The following is a 15260-nucleotide window of genomic DNA, read 5'->3' on the forward strand; positions in this document are numbered from 1 at the left end:
TATTATGTGTAAATTCATATTTACTCTTTTTATCGCTTTATTATCACTATCTTCCTTACCTTCCAAAGCAGCTAACTGTAGTGGAGGTTCCATACTTTTTGATACAGATCCCAGTGATAAAAGTTACTGGAGGTATGGTTATACATCAGCAAATGATGATCCATTGTTAATAATGCGAGTAATCCTACAAGGTAAAATGACTTGTGATCCGGATTATACTGATGGTGCTGGACGCTCGGTGAATGAAATGCGCATGAATCTAACCAGTGGAACTTGTAAAAACTCTACCACCATAACGACACCCTATCCAGGTATTGAATGGAAACTGGAGGGGATGCGCTGTGAAGGCAATAACATTATCTCCAACAATGTTCAATCTAAGCCATGGGGGGATAATAATAGATACAACTGGCCCTCAGGCACTGTCTTGGGGAAAGCCAGTATTGTCGTAAATGATCAATATTGGATACAAAATAATCAAACCGGGCAATATACGGTTAATATCCAGCCGCTTTCGCAAGGAAATACACTAGTATACAGCACGGCGGTTAATGTAAGTTCTAAATTAGGGGGACCGATTCCTTTTATTTTTAAAGATACTGCGACCTGCGCAATGTCACTTTCTACAGAAAATTTAGATTTTGGTAAATTAACACCAAGTAATGTCAATAGTAACTCTTTATATAAAGAGTTAAAAGTCTATTATTCGTGTAAAAATAAAGCACTGATAAATGGATTATATGTTCGATTCGACCCGGAGAATGTAGTTGATGCGGCAAATGGTATGTTTAGTGCCAGTGATAGTGAGGGACGGAAGCTGAACTTCCAAATGACCAGGGTGTATGGAGATTTTCATACCGTCCCCCTTAATGCGAATTATAAAATTTATGAGCCGTCCAAAAAAGATCTTGATGCTACTGCGACATTCAGAATCTACGTCAAGCCTTCAACCCCATTTCCCGCCGGTAAGGTTTCTACCTACCTGAATGTTTCGCTAATATACCGATAGGCTGGATTAATTATGCACAAATGGTTAATCTTTTTTTTGATAATTTTTCCATTTCACAACGCATCTGCGTCGAAATCAGTGCAGAGGAGAGTGACGATAAACGCCGAGTTAGCCTTAAACACGTGCGCATTGTCACTCTCTCCGGCAAACCTGAACTTTCAACAAATCAGCTTTAGCCAGTTTGAAAACAACGCAACAACACCACAGACAGTTGATTTGAATATTGCTTGCAGTTGGCCAGCAACCGGGATCTCACTAAAATTCTCGCCTGCTGCTGGCGTTTCCAAGAGCAGCACTAACCTGATGAATACGGGGTTATCCGGTGTTGGGCTTGCGTTGTCATGGAAAGATCCAGCCGGCACAGATTTTAAGTCGCTAGAATTAAATAAGCCTTTTGCGCTCCCAACTGCATCAAGTAACAAAAATGAAACGCTTGGTCAGTTTCAACTGTTGCCTAAACAAATTCCGGGTGAAACGCTCCAGGCAGGGAATATTTCCACCAGTCTGACTGTCGAGGTGACCTATGATTGACAGGAGATGTCTTTTTTTCCCATTGCTGGCGGGACTGTTAAGCTCATTAACGGCGTTTAATAACCAGGCCGCACAAAAGGCAAGCGTAAGTCTCCCCATTGCAATGCAGGTCACTAATCCTCAGTGCCAAATCAATAAAGGGCTTGGCCTGCCTGAAACCGTGCAACTTCCGCTGATCACAACTTCAGGTGCCTTATTAGGTGATAGTAACGTTGAAGTTCCCATTGTGATTGACTGTGCCAGTGATATCACCAAATTTGAAGTTACCCTGGCAGGGGGCAGTAATTCGAAACTCAGCACGTCAAATAATAAGGTTGATATCACCTTGTCATGGAAGAAAGGTGGAGGATCCGTAGAATTCGGGAAGCCGGTCGAGCTGAGTAAAGCACCGTTTCTTGTGAGCCAAAAGCAATTTGATGGCTCCTTATTGGCCAGAGTGTCTCCACATACAGGGACCATACCGGCAGGTAATTACACAGCCAGTTTACCGGTGACGTTTACTTATTATTGAGATAGCATAACAAAAGCTGGGGAAATTCCCCGGCTTGTTAATCAATTAATCAAACACGCCATTGATAATTGCGGTCACTACTGAGGTGCTCAGTGCAATAAGAACGAAATCATTCCTTACTATTTTCCATTCATAGCCAGGATAATAAGGCCGTTGCCCCAACATCGATGCCGGAACCGTTTTTTTCGCAATGCCTGGTGGTAAGGAGCCACACCCCGTCAGGCCATAATTCACCGCCAAATGTCGGGCAGCCGAAAAACTGATATCAGAATCGACATGATCCGGTTTGCCATATTTTTTACGGTGATCGGATGATGCGTTATTTTTCTGACCCGCATTGCCTTTCTGCGCATTCCCTTTATTTCCGTGATTATCACTATTATTGCCATGGTTGCCACTATTACCATTGCCGTTCCCATTGCCTGGATTCGCCAGTGCCGGGGTGGCAAAGAGCGAAAGAGAAATGAGGGTTGCCAGTACAACTTTTAAACCATGCCGTGTACCTATGCCCCTGTTCATCACCCGTGCTGAGTGGCAGGTGCAGCGCTGAATCATCCAGTTTGCGGGTCGCCACCAGCAACACCCGGAATCCTTGCGCGTTGTAATCTTTCGTTTTCGCCAGCAGTAACTCACGACGGTTTCATTCAGCGCGACCACCTTGTCACCATCAGCATCTCTTCCACTGCGCCTTTGCAAATCAGACTATTATCACCGTTACGTACATCCTCTACCGACGCAGATACTAGGGTTATTTCTCTTTTTTTATCAGGTATTACAGGGGTTTTGTTGACTTCGAGGGAGCTCAGGAGAGGCATTTTGGCGGAAGATCACAGGAGTCGAACCTGCCCGGGAACGCTGGCGTCCCCAACTGGATTTGAAGTCCAGCCACCTCACCGGAGATGACGATCTTCCGCGCCTCGATTGCTACATGGAGGCGGGGCGCATTATAGCTACTTCCAAACGTTTCCACACCCCCTCACTCACTTTTTTAACTTCCGTTTCTCTATACCATGACCAGTTTCAAATAAATCCCCGCAAAATCCATTACTTACACTTAGACACATTTTTAGACGCTACGCTGATCACAGAAAACAAGAATCGTAATTTGATAACGAGATATCGGAATACCCGCGCTCACAGGGATGGTTTACAAGAACTGTAACCGGTATCAGGGCGTGTGAAAGTGCTAACAAGGATGCGTAATGAAAAGTGAAATTCTGTCTGTTAAAGAGAAGATTGGCTACGGAATGGGCGATGCGGCTAGCCACATTATCTTCGATAACGTCATGTTATATATGATGTTCTTCTATACCGATATTTTTGGTATCCCAGCCGGATTTGTCGGCACCATGTTCTTACTGGCCCGCGCGCTGGATGCCATCTCAGACCCTTGCATGGGGCTGCTGGCCGACCGTACCCGTTCGCGCTGGGGGAAATTCCGTCCGTGGGTGTTGTTCGGCGCACTGCCGTTTGGTCTGGTTTGCGTGCTGGCCTACAGCACGCCGGATCTCAGCCTGAACGGCAAAATGATTTATGCCGCAATCACCTACACGCTGCTGACCCTGCTTTATACCGTGGTCAATATTCCCTACTGCGCGCTGGGCGGCGTGATCACTAATGACCCAACGCAGCGTATCTCTCTGCAATCATGGCGCTTTGTGCTGGCGACGGCGGGCGGCATGCTCTCCACCGTGCTGATGATGCCGCTGGTGAATCTGATTGGTGGCGAGGATAAAGCGTTTGGTTTTCAAGGTGGGATTGCGGTGCTCTCCGTGGTGGCGTTCCTGATGCTGGCGTTCTGCTTCTTCACTACCAAAGAACGCGTGGAAGCGCCGCCGAGCACCACCTCTATGCGTGAAGACCTGCGCGACATCTGGCAAAACGACCAATGGCGCATCGTCGGCCTGCTGACCATCCTCAATATTCTGGCCGTCTGCGTTCGTGGCGGCGCGATGATGTATTACGTCACCTGGATTTTGGGTAAGCCGGAGGTGTTTGTCGCCTTTCTCACCGCCTATTGCGTCGGCAACCTGATCGGCTCTGCGCTGGCAAAACCGCTGACCGACTGGAAATGCAAAGTCAGCGTCTTCTGGTGGACCAACGCTGCGCTGGCGGTAGCGAGCCTGGCGATGTTCTTTGTGCCGATGCACGCCAGCATCACCATGTTTATCTTTATTTTTGTCATTGGTGTACTGCACCAGCTCGTTACGCCAATCCAGTGGGTAATGATGTCCGACACCGTTGATTACGGCGAATGGTGCAACGGTAAACGCCTGACGGGGATCAGCTTTGCGGGCACGTTGTTCGTGCTCAAGCTGGGTCTGGCGCTCGGTGGGGCGCTGATCGGCTGGATGCTGGCGGGCGGTGGCTACGACGCCGCAGCGAAAACCCAGAACAGCGCCACCATTAGCATCATCATCGCCCTGTTCACCATTGTCCCGGCGATTTGTTACCTGCTGAGTGCCGTGATTGCCAAACGCTTCTATACCCTGAAAACGCCGTATCTGACGGAAATTATGAGTCAGTTGGCTCAGGGCGCGCGCCGCAACCAGCAGGATTTCACGACGAAAGAATTACAGAACTAAGGAACTGACGATGAAAATTAGCGATGGTAACTGGCTGACCCAACCTGGCCTGAATTTAATACACCCAATTCAGGTGTTCGACGTTGAACAGCAGGGTAATGAGATGATTGTCTACGTTGCGCCGCGCGACGTGCGTGAACGTACCTGGCAACTGGATACCCCACTCTTCACCTTACGCTTTTTCTCGCCGCAGGAAGGGGTGGTGGGCGTACGTATGGAGCACTTCCAGGGCGCGCTGGATACCGGCCCGCATTACCCGCTGAACGTGTTGCAGGACGTCAATGTTGAGATGCGAAACACCGCTGAATTTGCCGAACTGAAGAGCGGCAATCTGAGCGTTCGGGTGACCAAAGGTGAGTTCTGGTCGCTGGATTTCCTGCGTAATGGTGAACGTATTACCGGCAGTCAGCTAAAGAATAGCGGTTACGTGCAGGATACCCACAGCGGGCGTAATTATATGTTTGAGCGTCTGGATTTGGGCGTGGGGGAAACGGTGTACGGGCTGGGCGAGCGTTTTACCGCGTTGGTACGTAACGGCCAGACGGTGGAAACCTGGAACCGCGATGGGGGCACCAGTACCGAGCAGTCTTACAAGAACATCCCGTTTTATCTCACCAACCGCGGCTACGGCGTGCTGGTGAACCATCCGCAGTGCGTGTCGTTTGAAATCGGCTCTGAGAAAGTGTCGAAAGTGCAGTTCAGCGTTGAAAGCGAGTATCTGGAATATTTCGTCATCGACGGCCCAACGCCGAAGGCGGTGCTGGATCGCTATACCCGCTTTACCGGCCGTCCGGCGTTGCCGCCAGCCTGGTCGTTCGGTCTGTGGCTGACCACGTCATTCACCACCAATTACGACGAAGCGACGGTGAACAGCTTTATCGACGGCATGGCCGAGCGCAATCTGCCGCTGCACGTCTTTCACTTCGACTGTTTCTGGATGAAGGCCTTCCAGTGGTGCGACTTTGAGTGGGACCCGGTGACCTTCCCGGATCCGGAAGGTATGATCCGCCGCCTGAAAGAGAAAGGGCTGAAGGTGTGCGTATGGATAAACCCCTACATCGGTCAGAAATCCCCGCTGTTCAATGAACTGAAAGCGAAAGGGTATCTGCTCAAGCGGCCGGACGGTTCCCTGTGGCAATGGGATAAATGGCAGCCGGGCCTGGCGATTTATGACTTCACTAATCCACAAGCCTGCGAGTGGTATGCCAACAAGCTGAAAGGTCTGGTGGATATCGGCGTAGACTGCTTCAAAACCGACTTTGGTGAACGCATTCCTACTGACGTTCAGTGGTTTGACGGTGCCGATCCGCAGAAGATGCACAACCATTATGCGTACATCTACAACGAACAGGTGTGGAACGTGCTGAAAGAAACCGTCGGTGAAGAAGAGGCTGTCCTGTTTGCTCGTTCAGCTTCGGTGGGCGCGCAGAAGTTTCCGGTGCACTGGGGCGGTGACTGCTACGCCAACTATGAATCGATGGCGGAAAGCCTGCGCGGTGGCTTGTCTATTGGCCTGTCCGGCTTTGGCTTCTGGAGCCACGATATCGGCGGCTTTGAGAATACCGCTCCGGCGCACGTCTACAAGCGCTGGTGTGCGTTTGGGCTGCTCTCCAGCCACAGCCGCCTGCATGGCAGTAAATCCTACCGTGTGCCATGGGCGTACGATGACGAATCCTGCGATGTGGTGCGCTACTTCACCGAACAGAAATGCCGCATGATGCCGTACCTGTATCGTGAAGCAGCGCGCGCTAATGCGCAGGGCACCCCGATGATGCGCGCGATGATGCTGGAGTTCCCGGACGATCCGGCGTGTGATTATCTCGACCGCCAGTACATGCTAGGCGATAGCGTGATGGTCGCGCCGGTGTTTAGCGAGGCGGGCGATGTGCAGTTCTACCTGCCGGAAGGACGCTGGACGCATCTGTGGCGTAATGATGAGGTGGCCGGCAGCCGCTGGCATAAGCAGCAGCATGACTTCCTGAGTCTGCCGGTTTATGTGCGTGACAATACCCTGCTGGCGTTGGGTAGCAATAACCAGAAGCCGGACTACGCCTGGCACGAAGGGACAGCGTTCCAGCTGTTCCATCTGCAGGAGGGGCGGGAAGCGCTCTGTGAAGTTCCGGCTGCTGACGGCTCGGTTATCTTCACGCTGAAGGCGACGCGTGTAGGTAATACCATCACTGTGAAAGGGAATGGTGAGGCACGTAACTGGACGTTGTGCCTGCGAAATATTCAGAAAATTGGCGGCATTAAATGCGGGTCGCATATGGGCAGCGAGCTGGGTGTAGTTATTACTCCACAGGGCAGTGAGCTGACGATTACCTTGTAAGCATGTGTCGACGTGGTGCCGGATGCGTCTTATCCGGCCCACGCCGCGAGCAGCGTTCCAGATCTGAAAATCAAAAACATCCCGACTTAAATTTTTACCTCACCATATTTGCGAGCGCTATCACTCTAATTCCCGCGAAAAATGTGATCTGCGCCGTAAATATCTCACTATTTCCTCTTTTTGTCTTATTTCTGTCCGGAATACAGGACACGATTTAGTATTGTTGGCGCATCGTAGTCCTCTTATATTTATCATCACGGATTACACGTGGAGCATAAATGCTTCTTTATTACCTAAATAATTCGAGTTGCAGGAAGGCGGCGACGCAGCGAATCCCCTGAGCGTACATAAGTACGTGACAGGGGGGAGCGAGGAAAGCCAACGCACATGCAGCTTGAAGTATGACGGGTATAGATATTTAATCTGGTATGTAATAAGGGTAAATAATGCAAATGATTACCTCGCGACAAAACAGATTATTAAAGTTTCTTCTGTCCCGTAAGGAATATGTTACGCTGCTAAAAATTGCCGAGTATTTATCTGTTTCAGAGAAGACCGTCCAGCGCGATCTGCGGTTACTGGAACAATGGTTATCGGAATGGAAAATATCTATCGATAAACGTGCCGGTGCGGGCGTGATATTAAGTGCCGATAACATTACGGACCTTTTATATCTGGATCAGTTATTAGGGTCGGAGGGTGATGATGCTGACGGCATGATGAATAATTCACGGCGGGTTAAGATAGCCTCGCAATTATTAAGTGAAACGCCGCATGAAACATCGATCAATAAATTATCCGAACGTTATTTTATTAGTAGTGCATCGATTGTTAACGATCTGAAAGTGATTGAATCGTGGATTACCCCGCTGGGCCTGTCGCTGATTCGCAGCCAGAGTGGTACACACATTGAAGGCAGCGAGAGCGGGGTGCGCCAGGCGATGGCGTCGCTGATTAACGGTGTGATTAACCATAATGAACCTGGAAGCGTGATTTATTCACGACTTGATCCGGGCAGTTATAAAGCGTTAGTGCATTACTTTGGCGAAGAAGACGTTTTATTTGTCCAGACGCTGTTGCAGGAAATGGAGAACGATCTGTGCTGGTCGCTGGGCGAGCCTTATTACGTCAATATCTTTACTCATATTCTGATCATGATGTACCGCATTACGCGGGGCAATGCGCTGCCGAGAAAAGAAGAAAGCATCACGTCATGTGATGAGAACATTTTTTCCATTGCCAGTCGCATGATTCAGCATATCGAAAAACGCATTGCCCACCCGCTGCCGGAAGACGAAGTCTGGTTTATTTATCAATATATTATCTCCTCCGGTATGGTGATTGAAGAGCATAACGATGTGAGCGTAATTGGCCATATGCACTCCAGCGACGAAGCACGCTTGATTACCCATCGGCTGATTGCCACCTTCGCCGAAATGGTTGACTGCGATCTTAGCCAGGACACTGCGCTGTATGACGGATTGCTGATCCATATTAAGCCGCTGATTAACCGCCTCAACTACCAGATCCGCATTCGTAATCCGCTGCTGGAGGACATTAAAGGCGAGTTGCAGGACGTCTGGCGTCTGACTCAGTGCGCGGTGAATCGGGTGTTTAGCGGCTGGGGCGAGCGGGCCGTGTCGGATGATGAGGTGGGATATTTAACCGTGCATTTTCAGGCCGCGATGGAGCGTCAGATAGCGCGTAAACGTGTGCTGCTGGTTTGCTCAACCGGTATCGGCACCTCTCACTTACTCAAAAGCCGCATTCTGCGCGCCTTTCCGGACTGGACCATCGTCGGCGTGGTGTCGGCAGGCAGCTTGCCCTCCGTCCTGACGGACGATATTGAACTGGTGGTATCGACGATCAATTTACCTGCCGTTGCCATGCCGGTCGTGTATGTCACCGCCTTCTTCAATGATGCGGATATTAAGCGGGTAACAGAAACGGTTATTACGGAAAAATTACATCGGGCGACGTCGCTGGTCGTTGAAAATTAATGTCTGAACTCCATGAGGTATGATTTATGGACATCACGAAAATACTCAATACAAATCGCGTTATTTTGGACATGAAGGCCACAAACAAAACGGAGGTTATTGAGGAACTGACGGATATTCTGCAAAAAGATGGGGCAATTAGCTGCCGGGAAACGTTTATTCAGGATGTCTGGCAGCGTGAATCAGAAGGCTCGACCGGCTTCGAAAATCATATTGCGATTCCGCACGGGAAATCCTCGGCGGTGGTCAATACCACGCTGGCGATTGGGCGTACCCGCCAGGATATTCCCTGGGAAACCCTGGACGGCAGCAACGTGCGCTGCATCATTCTGTTTGCCGTACGCCTTGAAGATCAAAACACTACCCATATTCGTCTGCTTTCGCAGGTTGCTGGCGCGTTGGCGGATGACGACATTATTGAACAACTGTTAGTCGAAAGCAGTCCACAGAAAATTATTGAGCTTTTTAGCCAATATGCTGAATCCAATGTCTGCTAAATAATACGTGGAGCATGTTATGAATATTGTTTGTGTTGCCGCCTGTACGGCGGGTATTGCGCACACCTATATTGCCCGTGAGAAGTTAATTAAAGGTGCTAAAGCGCTTGGTCATAATATAAGAGTAGAAACCCAGGGGACTATCGGCACGGAAAACGAACTGCTGACAGAGGACATTTCTGCTGCTGATGTCGTGATTCTCGCTGTGGATGTAAAAATAAAAGGGGAGGAACGATTTTTAAATAAACGTATTGTGCGAGTGAAAACTGAAATTGTCATAAAGTCGCCCATTCAGTTTCTTGAAAAGGTCGAAAAATCATTAGTTAATAATAACCAGTAGCGATCCCCATTCTGGAGGGATTTCACATGAGTGAAAATAAAATTCCGCTATCTCAGGAAATAAAAAGACATTTATTAACGGGGATTTCGTGGATGATCCCGTTAATTGTTGCCGCCGGGATCTGTATTGCTCTCGGGCAAATACTTGGCGGCACTAACGTGGGTGAAAAAACAGGAACCATCCCCTGGATGCTCAACCAGATTGGCGGTTGGGGGATGGGGTTAATCGTACCGCTGATTAGTGCGGCGATTGCGTACTCCATTGCTGACCGCCCCGGATTCGCGCCGGGTCTGATTGTCGGCTTTGTCTGCGGTGAAATTCATACCGGTTTTATCGGCGGGATGCTGGGCGGTTTTCTGGTCGGTTATACCGTCCTGCTGCTCAAGCGCTATATCCGTTTGCCGCAGTCGATGCAGGGGTTGATGCCCATCATGGTGTTGCCGGTACTGAGTACCGTCATTGGCGGCCTGTTGATGATGACGCTCATTGGCAAACCGATAGCCTGGCTGCAGGACGCGTTGATTCATCTGCTGGAGTCCATGCAGGGCGGGTCACGCTTTTTAATGGGGGCCATCCTTGGCGCAATGGCGACATTCGACTTTGGCGGACCGGTGAATAAAACCATGTCGCTCTTTGCTGACGGCATGTTGGTCAGCGGCGTGTACGGTCCGGAAGCGGTGAAGTTTGTCGGTTCGATGATCCCTCCGTTCGGCATTACGCTCTCCTTTTTGCTGACGCGTCACAAGTACACCCGCGCGGAGCGTGAGGCGCTGAAAGCGGCATTCCCGATGGGGATCTGCATGATTACCGAAGGGGTCATTCCCATTGCGGCGCGCGACCTGCTGCGCGTGGTGGGGTCCTGCGTGGTGGCCTCGGCGATAGCGGGCGGTCTGATTATGGTGTGGGGCGTCGAAAGCCCGGTACCGCACGGCGGCATGTTCGTGGTCCCGCTCTTTACGCATCCGCTGCTTTTTTGCCTGGCGCTGGGGATCGGCACGGTGATTTGCGGCGTCATGCTGTCGTTGTGGAAGAAACCGGTGACCGAACGTGACGAAGAGTTTGATGAACTTAGCGATCAAAAGCTGAAAGACGAAGAGATCACCTTCACCCTGGAATAACCGGAGGCCGTATGTTTGCCGATATGAAAAGCATGGTGACGAAAGCCTGGCGCGAGCAGTACGCGCTGCTGGCCATCAACTGTATGAACCTGGAAAGCGCCCGTACGGCGGTGCGGGTGGCTGAGAAACACCGTGCGCCCATCATTCTGAATCTGTATCAGGGGCATCTGGGCCATTTTCCTGCACCGATAGCGGTGGCGGTCGTCAAAACGCTGGCAGAGGAAGCGTCGATACCGGTCGCGCTGGCGCTGGATCATGGAAAGGACCCAGTACGCATTCGCCAGGCTTTTCGCGCCGGATTCAGCGGGTTAATGATCGACGCCTCCGCCTTTGCGCTGGAGGAGAACATTCGCCAGACCCGGGCGGTGGTTGAGCTCGCGGCCAGCGTTTCTCTGTGCGTGGAAGGTGAGCTGGGGCATCTGGCCGACGCCCCGCGCTATGATCACGCAGCTAACGCTGATTTGATGACCCAGGCCGCCGATGTGGAGCCCTTTATCCAACAGACCGGGATCGATTTACTGGCGGTCTCGGTCGGCACGGCACATGGCATGTACGCGCCCGGTGTCATACCCGCCATTGATTTCCAGCGACTGGAGGAAATTGCCCGTTTATCAACGGTGCCGCTGGCGCTGCATGGCGGCAGCGGGACGCCGTTTGACCAGCTACAGCGCTGCCCGACGTTTGGCGTCGCCAAGATAAACGTTGGCGCGGCGGTTTTCGAAGCCGGAAAGGCTGCACTACTGCATACCCTGTGTCGCGACACATCCGGTGAACTCGTTGATGCCCTGGCCCTGATGGAGCAGGCCTGCGAGGAAGCCATTATTCCGTACCTGCAGGCCAGCGGCGCTATCGACAAAGCCTGATTCATTTTCTGTAACGCCTTCTATGCCTCTGCGACGACGCACTGGCAGGGCTTTCTACACCCTGAAACTGGAGAATTAACATGTTAGTTTCGATGAAAGAATTACTGCAACCTACCCGTCAGCACGGTTTTGCCATCGGCGCATTCAACGTGGCGGACAGCTGCTTTGTACGTGCAGTAGTGGAAGAAGCGGAAGCAACCAATACCCCGGCGATTATCTCCATTCACCCCAGCGAACATGATTTTGTAGGCGATGCGTTTTTTAGCTACGTCCGTGATATCACTCTGCGCAGCCCGGTTCCTTTTACTCTGCATCTGGACCACGGCGCTTCGGTCGAGCATGTCCTGCGGGCGATTCAGTGTGGGTTTACCTCGGTGATGATTGATGGCTCGCTGTTGCCGTATGAAGAGAACGTGGCGCTGACCCGCGAAGTGGTCAAGCTGGCGCATGCGGTAGGCGTTTCGGTGGAAGGGGAACTGGGTACGATTGGTCAAACCGGGACGTCAGTGGAAGGTGGCGTATCGAAGGTCACTTATACCGATCCTGATCAGGCACAGGATTTTATCGCCCGTACCGGCGCGGATACGCTGGCGGTGGCGATTGGAACCGCACACGGCATCTACCCGAAAGGGATGCAGCCAGAGCTGCAAATGCACATCCTGCGCGAGATTGCCGGGCGAGTGGACATTCCGCTGGTGCTGCACGGAGGTTCCGCGAACCCGGATGCGGAAATTGCCGAATCCGTTACGCTGGGCGTTGGCAAAATCAACATTTCCAGCGATATGAAATACGCTTACTTCCAGAAAGTCCGCGAAATCCTGGCAAAAGAAACCTGGTGGGACCCGAACGTTATTTACCCGGAAGCCATTAGCGCCGCGCGGGATGTGATCCGCCACAAAATGAAACTGTTCGGCTCAACCGGCAAAGCGTCACTTTACTAACCGCATACAGGCGGGGTGACCCGCCTTTTTCGCAACAAGGAAAAGTGGAATGAAGCGTTCACACATTAATTATGCCGTCGATAAAGCGCATGCCATCGCCGAGACTTTTCGGGTTTGCCTGCCTGACTTTGCGTATTTTACGGCTGATGCCTGGCGGCAACAGGATCATACTCTGTGGCGTGAAGTGCTCGATCTCCAACTGGGCTGGGATATAACCGACTTTGGGCGCGGAGATTTTGCGCAAACGGGGCTGACGTTACTGACGTTGCGCAATGGTCAGTTAGGGTCAGCCAGCTACCCCAAACCGTACGCCGAAAAGATGCTGCAGATTCAGCAGGATCAGCAGACGCCATGGCATTTTCATCGCCATAAAATGGAAGATATCGTTAACCGCGGCGGCGGTGATTTATGTATGCAGTTGGCGTGGGCTACGCCCGATGACGGGTATGATGCTCGGCGCATTGTTGAGGTTAGCGTCGATGGTCAGCGGCGTTCCGTTGACGCTGGCGAGACGCTGGTATTGAAACCGGGGCAGGGGGTATGCCTGCCGCCGCGGTTGTATCATCGCTTTTGGGCGGAGAAAGCGTTCGTGCTGGGCTGGGAGATCTCGATGGTCAATGACGACCTGCATGACAATCACTTCCTTGAGCCAGGCGGTCGCTTCCCGGCGATAGAAGAGGATGAGCCGGTGAAGTGGCTGTTGTGCAGTGAATATGCGCGCTTACAGCGATAAACGGCGACCCGGTCGGCAAATCGCCGCCGGGCCGTCAGATTTTACTGCGCAGCGGGTGGGGCGGTAACTTCACTACCGGATACCACGCCCGCCTGCATGGTTTGCGTTACCTGCTGTTTCTCCACGTTCACCGCATGCAACTGGCCGCTGACCGTTGGCTTGAGTGGCGCATCGGCTTGAATATTGCCGCTGGCGGTAAGCTGGATGTTACCGTCGCCGGAAAGCGGCAGTGCGGGCCATCCCCACTGCTGCAGAATCGTCATTGGCACGCCGCGCCCGTTCAGGCTGACCTGAGTTTGACGCTGAGGCAACTGTGAAATACTGGCAGTGGCCTCCAGCAACCCTTTTTCCGTATAGGCGCTTAGTTCGCTGATATTGATGGTGCTGCTGTTCGCCGTCAGCGCCAGCGAAGGACGACGCACGTCGGTGCGGTTAAAGGTGCCGGCAGCGGCGTTGAGGTTAGCGCTCCCGCTCCAGATCCCCCACTGATTGTTCTGCACCAGCCCGAGGTTAGCACCGTAGCCGTCCAGCGCGGTGAGCTGCCATGGGAAGCTCGGGTCGATATCAATCACCAGATTACGGCTGGCGCTGAATTTCTTCAGCGTCAGGCTGGCTAGCCAGCCTGGTAGAGGTTTCATCCACAGCTGTTTCCAGTTTTCCGGCAGCGTGTACTCCAGACCGGCAATGGCAGCATCATCGAGGACCAGCGCTTTGTTGTTGCGCTGCCAGTTTCCGGATGTTCTGACCATTCCCCCTTCCCAGCGGGTGGTGAACTGGCGCAGCGCAATGCCCTGCGGCGAGAACTCGGCGTTCATAATCGGATCGAAAAAGTGCAGAGAGCCGTAGATAAACTCGCTGGCGTTCATCGACAGTTTTCCTTCCTGAGTTTGCCAGTCGTCCTTGCTGAAGGTCATGTTGCGCAAGCTCAGATCGAGATCCGTCACCGCCCAGTCAGGGCCTTGCAGACGGGCATCTGTTACTTCCAGACGACCAATTTGCAGGGAAGGAATAGTGCTTAACGGAGCAAAAAACTCGGCCAGAGATTTGTCGCTTTGCAGCCGAATATCGTTCAGGCGCAGATTCTCTACTACCCAACTACCGTCGGCATTGCGTTGCGCCACGCCGGTTAATGCGCCACGCGCCACGTCTGCGCCAATATTGCTCAGCATCACACGGTCATGGTCAATACTGCCTTCAATCAATACGTTGGTCGTGGGGACGTCGTTCAGCGTCAACGAACTGGCGCTGAGCTGAATTTGCGCTTTACTCCCGAGAATTTTACCCGCCTCAGGACTCCAGGGAATGACTCCGCCGTTAACGCGCTGCGCGCTCAGGGTCCACTCGCTACCGGGACTGTTAAGCGCCATATCTTGCAATTGCAGGCGATCGGCCTGGAACGGCAGCGGCGCAGTTTGCTGGGAAAGATTCAGCGTGCCGTTTTGCAAAAGAATGGTGTCTACGTGCAGCGGGTCGGTGATTTGGCGGCTGCTCAGTCCAATATCGACCGTTTTGGCGACCAGCGTTGCGGGCTGACCATCCCGGCCAAAGGTGACGTTTTCCAGCAGAATATGGGAAGGAGAAGAAAACCGGTGATCGATGGCATCAAATGCCAGATGGTAGCTGCTGTTCTGCGAAACCCAGGCGCTGACGTGCTCTGCGCCCCAGCGGGTTTGCAGTAGAAAATATAAGCCGAGGATCGCCACTGCAAGGGCGATCAGCACGTAAAGAAGCAGCTTTCCAATAAATTTCATGGTCTTCCATCCCGCGAAGTGCACATAGTCAAGTTATGCACGATTTAGGCGC

14 protein-coding genes, 1 tRNA gene and 1 pseudogene are annotated in these 15260 nt (G+C 52.0%); 12 read left to right on the forward strand and 4 right to left on the reverse strand.

The window, feature by feature from the left end; translation table 11 throughout:
- The first annotated feature begins 4 nt into the window (after positions 1-4).
- Genes HV345_RS00290 through HV345_RS00300 form a run of 3 tightly spaced genes read left to right on the forward strand, consistent with a single transcriptional unit; the run spans position 5 to position 2051 of the window.
- A complete protein-coding gene (locus HV345_RS00290) occupies positions 5-1009 on the forward strand; it encodes a fimbrial protein (protein WP_181636137.1) in 1005 nt (334 codons plus the stop codon).
- 12 nt (positions 1010-1021) lie between these two features.
- On the forward strand, positions 1022-1540 hold the full coding sequence (locus HV345_RS00295; protein WP_181636138.1) for a fimbrial protein: 519 nt from the start codon (positions 1022-1024) through the stop codon (positions 1538-1540).
- Positions 1533-2051: a fimbrial protein gene (locus HV345_RS00300; protein ID WP_181636139.1), complete on the forward strand. Its 519-nt coding sequence runs from the start codon at positions 1533-1535 to the stop codon at positions 2049-2051. The genes HV345_RS00295 and HV345_RS00300 overlap by 8 nt, the downstream gene beginning before the upstream one ends.
- Positions 2052-2096: 45 nt before the next feature.
- Here the strand turns inward: HV345_RS00300 and HV345_RS00305 are convergent, their stop codons facing one another.
- The 3 genes and pseudogenes from HV345_RS00305 to HV345_RS00310 form a co-directional block, all read right to left on the reverse strand.
- Complete coding sequence (locus HV345_RS00305) at positions 2097-2558, reverse strand: anti-virulence regulator CigR family protein (RefSeq protein ID WP_153690725.1); 462 nt, start codon at positions 2556-2558, stop codon at positions 2097-2099.
- Positions 2559-2565: 7 nt separating this feature from the next.
- A pseudogene (locus HV345_RS26280) lies at positions 2566-2794 on the reverse strand (hypothetical protein); the annotation flags it as partial.
- A 74-nt stretch (positions 2795-2868) separates the two neighbouring features.
- Positions 2869-2963: transfer RNA gene (locus tag HV345_RS00310), tRNA-Sec, on the reverse strand.
- A gap of 290 nt (positions 2964-3253) precedes the next feature.
- Between HV345_RS00310 and HV345_RS00315 the strand changes: the two genes are divergently transcribed.
- The 9 genes from HV345_RS00315 (at position 3254) to HV345_RS00355 (ending at position 13457) form a co-directional block, all read left to right on the forward strand.
- The gene (locus tag HV345_RS00315) at positions 3254-4636 is read left to right on the forward strand and encodes a glycoside-pentoside-hexuronide family transporter (protein WP_016155017.1); all 1383 of its coding nucleotides are present in this window, start codon (positions 3254-3256) and stop codon (positions 4634-4636) included.
- Positions 4637-4646: 10 nt separating this feature from the next.
- A complete protein-coding gene (gene yicI / locus HV345_RS00320; protein ID WP_181636140.1) occupies positions 4647-6965 on the forward strand; it encodes an alpha-xylosidase in 2319 nt (772 codons plus the stop codon).
- 446 nt (positions 6966-7411) lie between these two features.
- Entirely contained in the window at positions 7412-8965 is a 1554-nt protein-coding gene (locus HV345_RS00325) for a transcription antiterminator (protein WP_016155015.1), read from the forward strand.
- A 26-nt stretch (positions 8966-8991) separates the two neighbouring features.
- On the forward strand, positions 8992-9462 hold the full coding sequence (locus HV345_RS00330) for a PTS sugar transporter subunit IIA (RefSeq protein WP_003842172.1): 471 nt from the start codon (positions 8992-8994) through the stop codon (positions 9460-9462).
- A 19-nt stretch (positions 9463-9481) separates the two neighbouring features.
- Positions 9482-9802: a PTS fructose transporter subunit IIB gene (locus tag HV345_RS00335; RefSeq protein WP_016155014.1), complete on the forward strand. Its 321-nt coding sequence runs from the start codon at positions 9482-9484 to the stop codon at positions 9800-9802.
- Positions 9803-9828: 26 nt separating this feature from the next.
- Entirely contained in the window at positions 9829-10920 is a 1092-nt protein-coding gene (locus HV345_RS00340; protein ID WP_003837581.1) for a PTS fructose transporter subunit IIC, read from the forward strand.
- A gap of 11 nt (positions 10921-10931) precedes the next feature.
- Positions 10932-11783 carry a class II fructose-bisphosphate aldolase gene (locus HV345_RS00345; protein WP_137366934.1) on the forward strand — a complete coding sequence of 284 codons (852 nt, stop codon included), beginning with the start codon at positions 10932-10934 and terminating at the stop codon, positions 11781-11783.
- An 80-nt stretch (positions 11784-11863) separates the two neighbouring features.
- Complete coding sequence (locus tag HV345_RS00350) at positions 11864-12724, forward strand: ketose-bisphosphate aldolase (RefSeq protein WP_016155012.1); 861 nt, start codon at positions 11864-11866, stop codon at positions 12722-12724.
- A gap of 49 nt (positions 12725-12773) precedes the next feature.
- The gene (locus HV345_RS00355) at positions 12774-13457 is read left to right on the forward strand and encodes a D-lyxose/D-mannose family sugar isomerase (protein WP_016155011.1); all 684 of its coding nucleotides are present in this window, start codon (positions 12774-12776) and stop codon (positions 13455-13457) included.
- A gap of 41 nt (positions 13458-13498) precedes the next feature.
- Here the strand turns inward: HV345_RS00355 and HV345_RS00360 are convergent, their stop codons facing one another.
- Positions 13499-15208: an AsmA family protein gene (locus HV345_RS00360; RefSeq protein WP_181636141.1), complete on the reverse strand. Its 1710-nt coding sequence runs from the start codon at positions 15206-15208 to the stop codon at positions 13499-13501.
- Positions 15209-15260 lie beyond the last annotated feature (52 nt).

The organism is Citrobacter sp. RHBSTW-00986, assembly GCF_013783065.1.
Classification (GTDB): domain Bacteria; phylum Pseudomonadota; class Gammaproteobacteria; order Enterobacterales; family Enterobacteriaceae; genus Citrobacter; species Citrobacter braakii.

What these genes read in the sequence shown, in the direction of transcription:
- yicI (WP_181636140.1), top strand. Translation starts at nt 4,647, where the DNA reads ATGAAAATTAGCGATGGTAACTGGCTGACCCAACCTGGCCTGAATTTA.
- HV345_RS00300 (WP_181636139.1), top strand. Translation starts at nt 1,533, where the DNA reads ATGATTGACAGGAGATGTCTTTTTTTCCCATTGCTGGCGGGACTGTTA.
- HV345_RS00290 (WP_181636137.1), top strand. Translation starts at nt 5, where the DNA reads ATGTGTAAATTCATATTTACTCTTTTTATCGCTTTATTATCACTATCT.
- HV345_RS00325 (WP_016155015.1), top strand. Translation starts at nt 7,412, where the DNA reads ATGCAAATGATTACCTCGCGACAAAACAGATTATTAAAGTTTCTTCTG.
- HV345_RS00355 (WP_016155011.1), top strand. Translation starts at nt 12,774, where the DNA reads ATGAAGCGTTCACACATTAATTATGCCGTCGATAAAGCGCATGCCATC.
- HV345_RS00335 (WP_016155014.1), top strand. Translation starts at nt 9,482, where the DNA reads ATGAATATTGTTTGTGTTGCCGCCTGTACGGCGGGTATTGCGCACACC.
- HV345_RS00340 (WP_003837581.1), top strand. Translation starts at nt 9,829, where the DNA reads ATGAGTGAAAATAAAATTCCGCTATCTCAGGAAATAAAAAGACATTTA.
- HV345_RS00315 (WP_016155017.1), top strand. Translation starts at nt 3,254, where the DNA reads ATGAAAAGTGAAATTCTGTCTGTTAAAGAGAAGATTGGCTACGGAATG.
- HV345_RS00360 (WP_181636141.1), bottom strand. Translation starts at nt 15,208, where the DNA reads ATGAAATTTATTGGAAAGCTGCTTCTTTACGTGCTGATCGCCCTTGCA.
- HV345_RS00330 (WP_003842172.1), top strand. Translation starts at nt 8,992, where the DNA reads ATGGACATCACGAAAATACTCAATACAAATCGCGTTATTTTGGACATG.
- HV345_RS00295 (WP_181636138.1), top strand. Translation starts at nt 1,022, where the DNA reads ATGCACAAATGGTTAATCTTTTTTTTGATAATTTTTCCATTTCACAAC.
- HV345_RS00350 (WP_016155012.1), top strand. Translation starts at nt 11,864, where the DNA reads ATGTTAGTTTCGATGAAAGAATTACTGCAACCTACCCGTCAGCACGGT.
- HV345_RS00345 (WP_137366934.1), top strand. Translation starts at nt 10,932, where the DNA reads ATGTTTGCCGATATGAAAAGCATGGTGACGAAAGCCTGGCGCGAGCAG.